We start from the raw sequence: 6,429 nt of genomic DNA on the forward strand, positions 1-6,429 counted from the left end.
TAAGACAAAAAGTATGAATAATTCAGGTTTATCTATGAAATATTTTCTCTCGAAAAAAAGCTTCTATCAGTTGAGTTAACTTGATAGAAGCCTTTTAATAGTATGTCGATCAAAATCGCAGACCTGGTTATTTTGGTAAATAACCGATCTCAGTCAGGATCTCACTAGATTTCTTGATGTTTTCCTTATTATCAGTGAATGTTGCAAATACCCATGACTTTAATAAATATTTAATACCATCCTTGGTCCACTCTCCATTCTTATCATGAAGAACTAAGGCATTTGTATAATAAAGCGAATCAATAAAGACTGGGGTAAAGTGCCTGTTCGAAAATTCTTCGGCTTGAGCCAAGATCTCAGCACATTTATCAAAGTCCATCATCCGGTAATAATACAAGGTCAGATTCTTCCAGATAAAGAGTGCCCAAAAAACATAATCGTCAAGATTGATGTTTTCTAACAAGCCAGGGACCTGTTCAAAATAAAAACTGGCCTTGTCATTTTCTTTTCTTTCCAAATAAACCACGCCCAGTTCACAAGTAGCTAAGACGGTGAAAATATCAACTTGCTTATTCCGCATCTGCAAGATCCGATTAAAACCAAATAGCGCATCTTCAAAATCACGGGTCTTCCACATCTTAGCATTAGTCTTTAAGAAAAGATAATGAGCCTCTTGCTCGTTGTCGCTTAACTTATCAATTTTATCGAGAGTTTCTAATGCTCGATCATACTCATTGTTCATACTAAATTTATCGGCTTCATCTAAAAAACGTTGGGCGGTTAAAACTTCATTATCAACCACAACATCCTCAAGTTTCAAACCTAAACGTGCAATGATCTTAGCTAAAATATCCCCTCTAGGAGAGGTAGAATTTCTTTCAAGCAAACTGATCGTCCCTTGAGTTGTGATCCCCTTTGCCAGATCTTGCTGAGAGATACCTAACTTTTTTCGTGTATCTTTAATTTTTTGGCCATCTATCATAATGATTTCCCCTCTTAATAGGTACATTTTCTAAAATAATAATTACAGCTTAATGCTGAATTAAAATTTCTAGCTAGCACTACTTTATAAACTAGATAGTTTATAGCTATTTGTCAAATAGTATGACTCCTATACTTAAAAAGTTTAAACAATTTTTGCATAAATTGCAAAACATAAGGTTTATAAATCAAATATCTTATCTTTTTTACCCTATTAAGATATTCTCAGTACTCCAAACAACTTTTATATATATGCTTATTCTCTTTAAATATTGCTTAATTGTCAAGTAAAGCATTCCATAATTAATAATAATCAACTTTAATCATATTAAATGAGAGCCATTTACTTCATAAAGGCTCATTTTATAGTTCATTAAATTATATCCAAGTTAATATCTACTAATATTTAATACACAGTTTAAGTTTGGGCTAGTTTAATTATTTCTTTTAGAAGGCTAAAAGTATGTTGTCCACTAGTTTATATTTTGTTTTTAATTACAAAAAAACTGGAACAACAATATTGTCATTCCATTAAGAAATTAAAATTTATTTATCAAAGACTTTCTCTAGATAATTTCCAGCATCAACATGTATCGTCTTATCTTCTGAGTTAACTTGGTCAACTTTCAATAATGAAGTGTAATTATCCACCAATCTTTGACCTGTAAATGATCCTTCAGCAAAAACTGTGATGCCAACCAATTCAGAATCAAATTCTTCGATCATTGACTTCATTCCGTTAACAGTTCCGCCGCCCTTCATAAAATCATCAACAACTAAAACGTGCGAACCTTGCTTCAAACTCCGCTTGGATAACTCCATTTTTTCGATTCTTTCACTTGATCCAGAAACAAAATTAACGGAAACTGTCGCACCTTCGGTAATTTTAGAATCACGACGAACTATCACAAATGGGACATTGAGGTATTCAGAAACGCTTTGAGCGATCGGAACTCCCTTAGTTGCAACTGTCATAACGGCATCGATCTGTTTATCGATATATTCCCGCGCGATCACGCGACCTACACGCCGTAACACATCTGGCCGGCCTAAAAGGTCAGACAAGTAAACATATCCCCCTGGTAATAAGCGACTTTCTGAAGACATTTCAGTTACCATTTCATTAATAAAATCACGTGCTTCATCTTCGACGATCGACGGAATAAAACGTGCACCACCAGCGGCACCAGGAATTGTTTCTAAGATGCCGATCCCTCTATTTTTAAAAGTCCGCTTAATGATAGCCAGATCTTCAGAAATCGAAGATTTAGCTGATTCATATCTATCCGCGAAAAAAGTTAATGAAATTAGTGTGTGCGGCCTTTCCATTAAGTAATTAGTCATGTCGATCAAACGATCGCTTCTTCTTGTTTTCAAATTTCAACCTCCACTAGCAAATTATTCTTTAAATTGAATTTCACTTCGTTATTATACGCTAACTTTAGCAAATATAGTAGTTTTTTTATGTATTTAAGCATTAATGTTCGCATTTATGAAAAATAAGCTCTTAAAAGCTTGAATTTTTTCAGTCTATTACAGAACAAATTAACGTTCGCGTATTACGAAGCAGCAAGATTTAACTTATCACTTTTTACGAGTTTCGTCAATCTTTTTATTAAAATAGCTAGTCACTTGACGTTTGTATTGCTTACTTAATTAAATTTTCCCACTAATTATCCGTTAAACTGTTTTAGTTAGTCCGTTAGGCTTTTAAAATTGTATTATTATAGATATAATTAAGTTTAACAAACGTTTAGGAATAAGGTGAGACCTTGGAGATCACAGAAAAGGCCCCGGCCAAATTAAATTTGTGTCTAGATACCCCATTTCGACATCCTAATGGTAGTTTTGAATGGGAGATGGTAATGACAGCGATCGACCTGGCAGATTATGTTCATATTGAAACCATGTCTGATGACGACCGGATCACTGTCAAAACCGACAGCGGCTTTTTACCTTGCGACCAACGCAACTTAACCTATCAAGCCGCAAAAAAAATCAAAAGTCATTTTGGCATTGAAACAGGCCTTAAAATTTCAATCAAAAAAAATATTCCGGTTGCTGCTGGAATGGGGGGCGGTTCAGCGGATGCAGCTGCAGTTTTACGAGCGCTGAATAAATTATGGAAATTGGGATTGTCTTCCAAAGAATTAGCACAGTTCGGACTGTCGATCGATTCTGATGTTCCTTTTTGTGTCTATAGTCAAACTGCACTCGTGACGGGGCAAGGCGAAATAGTCACCCCTCTTAGAGAATTACCAACAATGTGGTTCGTTATTGCTAAACCTCCTGCAAGCGTCTCTACTCCCTTTATCTTGAAGCAGATAAACTATGATAACCTAGAGCATTTAAATGTCGCTCAACTCGTATCAGGGATCAAAGACCAAGATTTCAAGCTGATCACTAGTAATATGCAAAATGTTCTAGAACCGATCTCCGCTGCTCGTTATCCGGAAATAACGAGGATCAAGCATAAAATGCTTCAATTCGGGACCTCTGCAGCTTTAATGAGCGGAACTGGACCAACTGTTTACGGAGTTTGCCAAAACTATTCTCGTGCTGCCCGTGTTTACAATAGTTTGCGGGGGTTCTGTGAAGAAGTCTATCTGGTGAAGTCTATCACTTTGAAGGGCTCCAATGTTCATACAATAAAATGATCTTACCCTGTTTTTTGAAGAAAACAGAGTAAGATCATTTTATTAAAAAAAAGCCCTTTGATGTTATCATATCAAGGCGCATTTTTAGTCATTATCAAAATTTAATTCAATGTTTTTAGTTAAAACATCTGTGTAACTAAAAGAGACGCGTTTGACCGCATTCTCATTTTGGTCAAGGTCAACAACGAAAACAGCAGGAAATGTCTCACGTAAAATTCCATGTCTTGTAGTAACTTTTTTGCGGCCAACCTGAGTTGTTACAGTTAAATTATTACCGATGCGGTCATCTAATTTGGTTTTGATCGTAGCTATCGTAACAGGCATTTGATCCACTCCTTCTAAAGAGCAATGATACCACTTTTTTACAAAAACCGCAATTATACCACACCAATAATTTTACATCAACAAAAATAATAAATTTTTTATTTACTTTTTGGTACTAACTTTTGTTCTTCTAAACTATCGCTCAGCTTGACAAAATCCGCGACACTAAGCCTTTCTGCTCTGATTCCTGGCTCGATTTGCGAACTGTTTAAAGCAGAAGTTAATTTGTTTTTAATATTTTCATCCTTACCATATAAGCCTAATAAATTATTCCATAAACTTTTGCGCTTATGCATAAAACTCCCACGAACTAATCTTTTAAAATTAACTTCATTTTGTGGATGATATTTCTCCTGCCGCCTTTTTTTCATTGATACAATAGCAGAATCAACTTTAGGGCTTGGCACGAACACTGTCTTAGGTACAGTAAAAGCGATCTCACTGTCAGTTGAATAAGCAACTCCGATCGTTAAAGACCCATAGTCCTTATTTCCGGGGCTAGCTGTCAAACGTTGTGCAACTTCCTTTTGCATCATAACCGTGATCGACTCAAAATCTGCCTCTTCATCAAGGAGATGTAATACGATCGGAGTCGTAATGTAATAGGGCAGGTTGGCAACGATTTTTACCGCATGCTGCCCATCAAAATGTTCTTGGATCAGGGCTGATAATTGTGTTTGTAAAATATCACCATGTAAAACTGTAATGTTGGCATAGTCTGCTAAAGTTTCTCCTAAAACAGGAATCAATCTTTCGTCGATCTCTAAAGCCAATACTTGATGGGCATTTTTTGCGAGCTGCTCAGTCAAAGCCCCAATTCCAGGTCCGATCTCGATCACATCATCATCTGCAGTAACATCAGCCGCAGTTACTATTTTTTTTAACACATTCAAGTCAGTCAAAAAATTTTGTCCTAAGCTTTTTTTGAAGGTCAGACCATAGGTTTCCATAATTGCTTTAGTGCGTGTACCAGAACCAATTTCCGGTCTTTCATTATCACTCATTATTTTCCTCCATCTCGTTAACGTATTGTAAAGCTTTCTTAAATTCTTCTGGCGTGACTTGAAATAAATTTAATCTTTTATATAGTTGTTTGCCATTTACATAGCCGATCCGTAAAAATTCGCATAAAACTTCTCTTCTTTTTCTAGCATTGGGTCCAGAAATCAGCTTAGCGGCTAACAGATCCGCTTGTGTGATCTGCGGCTGCGCTTCAGGAACTTCTGTATACAAATGTGCTAAAGCATCTCTGATCGTTTCAGGGGTTGCATGTTCCACTCCTAGACTTCCTTGTCCATGAGGCACAGCATCTTTTTTCTTCAAAAAGGCATGCTTTACTCCTGGTACAGCAGCTTGGATCGTCTTTCTGGTTTTTTCTCCAGAAAAATCGGGATCAGTAAAAACGATCACTCCTCTGATCTCATTTAATTCATCAATTTGTTGCAAGACTTCATCGCTGATAGCTGAACCCCTGGTTTCGATCGTATCGGCATTAACGGCCATGTTGATCCGTTTAGTATCATCTTTTCCTTCAACTACGATCACTTCTTGAATCTTCATTTTTTTACTCATTTAAGGTGTAAAACTCTTTTCGTATTTTGATAAGCAGCTTCTGCAAGTTCAAAAGCAGGTACTCTTCGAGCCTCCGCAATAAATTCTAAAGTGTAACGTGTCATGGCAGGCTCGTTTTGCTGACCACGATATGGCACCGGCGTCAGGTATGGTGCGTCTGTTTCAACTAATATGTGGTCGAGCGGAGTTTTAATAGCAGCCTCTTGAACTTCTTTTGCATTATTAAATGTTACCACACCGCTATATGAAAGTTCCATTCCTAAGTCTAAAAATTTCTGTGCCCACTGCCAGTCTCCATTAAAACTATGCATAATTCCGCCATAATGGCCGACATCAGCTTCTTTTAAAATCTCATAGCAATCAGTAAAGGCGTCACGATTATGCACACTGATGGGCATTTCAAGCGTTTGTGCTAATGCAATTTGCTTTTTAAAGACTTCTTTTTGCAAATCATGGTCAACGCCGCAATGATAGTCGAGCCCTATTTCACCGACTGCAACTACTTTATCCTTCTTTAAAAAATCTGTCATTTTCTTCTCTAAAGTCAGACAATATTTTTTGCTATCTTCAGGATGACAACCGACTGCGCCATAAATATGCTGGTAGTTTTCTAATAATTTTCCTAATTCAATAGTGCTTGGCTCATCATAACCAATAACCAGCATCGCCTCAACACCCAGAGCTTTTGCACGCTCGATCACGTCTTCCCTGTCGTTTTCAAATTCAGCAGAGTTAATATGTGTATGTGAATCAAAAATTTGCATCAGATACTTCCTCTCCTATTTTTAAGACATAAATAGTTCTTGCTAAACCCCGCTTATCCTGTCTGGGTCTCACAGTGCCAGAAACACAATATGCTTAAAACCCGATATACTCGCTTCTTCCCGCTTGCCTC

The 6,429-nt window shown here is 36.8% G+C and carries 7 protein-coding genes; 1 reads left to right on the forward strand and 6 read right to left on the reverse strand.

Annotation, left to right across the window (positions count from 1 at the left end):
* Positions 1-127: 127 nt before the first annotated feature.
* Both FC65_RS08005 and purR read right to left on the reverse strand, forming a co-directional pair.
* Positions 128-982, reverse strand: a complete 855-nt coding sequence (locus tag FC65_RS08005) for a helix-turn-helix domain-containing protein (RefSeq protein ID WP_010499394.1) — start codon at positions 980-982, stop codon at positions 128-130.
* Positions 983-1,527: 545 nt separating this feature from the next.
* Positions 1,528-2,358: a pur operon repressor gene (gene purR / locus FC65_RS08010; RefSeq protein ID WP_010499392.1), complete on the reverse strand. Its 831-nt coding sequence runs from the start codon at positions 2,356-2,358 to the stop codon at positions 1,528-1,530.
* Between the two features lie 395 nt (positions 2,359-2,753).
* On the opposite strand from purR, the gene ispE reads away from it, so the two are divergent.
* Positions 2,754-3,638 carry a 4-(cytidine 5'-diphospho)-2-C-methyl-D-erythritol kinase gene (gene ispE, locus FC65_RS08015; RefSeq protein ID WP_056972232.1) on the forward strand — a complete coding sequence of 295 codons (885 nt, stop codon included), beginning with the start codon at positions 2,754-2,756 and terminating at the stop codon, positions 3,636-3,638.
* A gap of 84 nt (positions 3,639-3,722) precedes the next feature.
* On the opposite strand, the gene FC65_RS08020 is transcribed toward ispE, so the two are convergent.
* From FC65_RS08020 to FC65_RS08035, 4 genes are all read right to left on the reverse strand, one after another.
* Positions 3,723-3,962 (reverse strand): Veg family protein, encoded by a 240-nt coding sequence (locus FC65_RS08020; RefSeq protein ID WP_010499388.1) that lies wholly within the window; start codon positions 3,960-3,962, stop codon positions 3,723-3,725.
* 98 nt (positions 3,963-4,060) lie between these two features.
* Positions 4,061-4,966 carry a 16S rRNA (adenine(1518)-N(6)/adenine(1519)-N(6))-dimethyltransferase RsmA gene (gene rsmA / locus FC65_RS08025; protein WP_056972234.1) on the reverse strand — a complete coding sequence of 302 codons (906 nt, stop codon included), beginning with the start codon at positions 4,964-4,966 and terminating at the stop codon, positions 4,061-4,063.
* The gene (gene rnmV / locus FC65_RS08030) at positions 4,959-5,522 is read right to left on the reverse strand and encodes a ribonuclease M5 (protein WP_191979912.1); all 564 of its coding nucleotides are present in this window, start codon (positions 5,520-5,522) and stop codon (positions 4,959-4,961) included. The genes rsmA and rnmV overlap by 8 nt, the downstream gene beginning before the upstream one ends.
* Positions 5,523-5,530: 8 nt before the next feature.
* Complete coding sequence (locus FC65_RS08035; RefSeq protein WP_056972238.1) at positions 5,531-6,298, reverse strand: TatD family hydrolase; 768 nt, start codon at positions 6,296-6,298, stop codon at positions 5,531-5,533.
* Positions 6,299-6,429 lie beyond the last annotated feature (131 nt).

The sequence above is a fragment of the Ligilactobacillus acidipiscis DSM 15836 genome (assembly GCF_001435755.1).
Classification (GTDB): Bacteria; Bacillota; Bacilli; order Lactobacillales; family Lactobacillaceae; genus Ligilactobacillus; species Ligilactobacillus acidipiscis.

Bases quoted from the DNA above. Each gene is read 5' to 3' on its own strand.
- rsmA (WP_056972234.1), bottom strand. From the start codon at position 4,966: ATGAGTGATAATGAAAGACCGGAAATTGGTTCTGGTACACGCACTAAA.
- FC65_RS08020 (WP_010499388.1), bottom strand. From the start codon at position 3,962: ATGCCTGTTACGATAGCTACGATCAAAACCAAATTAGATGACCGCATC.
- rnmV (WP_191979912.1), bottom strand. From the start codon at position 5,522: ATGAAGATTCAAGAAGTGATCGTAGTTGAAGGAAAAGATGATACTAAA.
- FC65_RS08035 (WP_056972238.1), bottom strand. From the start codon at position 6,298: ATGCAAATTTTTGATTCACATACACATATTAACTCTGCTGAATTTGAA.
- FC65_RS08005 (WP_010499394.1), bottom strand. From the start codon at position 982: ATGATAGATGGCCAAAAAATTAAAGATACACGAAAAAAGTTAGGTATC.